1 protein-coding gene is annotated in these 592 nt (G+C 77.2%); it reads left to right on the top strand.

From position 1 onward, the window contains the following. The coding region (locus tag KUM32_RS38685) for a polysaccharide deacetylase family protein (RefSeq protein WP_254406719.1) at window positions 1-592 on the top strand (592 nt) is incomplete at both ends.

The raw sequence follows: 592 nt of genomic DNA, 5'->3' as shown, positions 1-592 counted from the left end.
GTACCAGGTCGAGGTCCTGGACGGGGCCGGGCAGCGGGTGGTCGAGCCGAGCGACTGGGGAGCCGCCCAGGTCACGCGGCTCATGGCCTGGCTGACGGAACTGGGCGAGGAAGCGCCCGTGGCCGTGGTCCTGGAGAGCACCAACGGCCTGCTCGACGGGCCCATGACGGCGGCCGGCCTCGACGTCTACCGCGCCGACCCCTGGCTGCTCCCGGCCCGGCCGCCGTTCGGCTCCGTCACGGCCGGCGAACTGGCCGAGCGGGCGCGCAGCGCACCCGACGCGCTGGCCCGGGTGACCGCGGAGGGCGGCAGCCTGACCGGCCGCGCCGAGGAGTACGACGACGGCGTGCGGCGCAGCGAGCCGACGCGGGCGGCGCTGGTGGCCTCCGGACGCTGCGTCGAGCACGGCCGCCGGGACGCCCCACGGGTCGCGCTCACCTTCGACGACGGCCCCGACCCGGTCTACACCCGCCAGGTCCTGGAGATCCTGGCCCGCTACGACGCCCGGGCGACCTTCTTCTGCGTGGGGCACCACGTCGCGGCGCTGCCCGACGAGGTGCGCCGCATCGCCGCGGCCGGCCACGAGGTGGGC

Source organism: Streptomyces sp. AC627_RSS907 (assembly GCF_019049165.1).
This window is presented reverse-complemented; position numbering and strand designations above follow the sequence as displayed.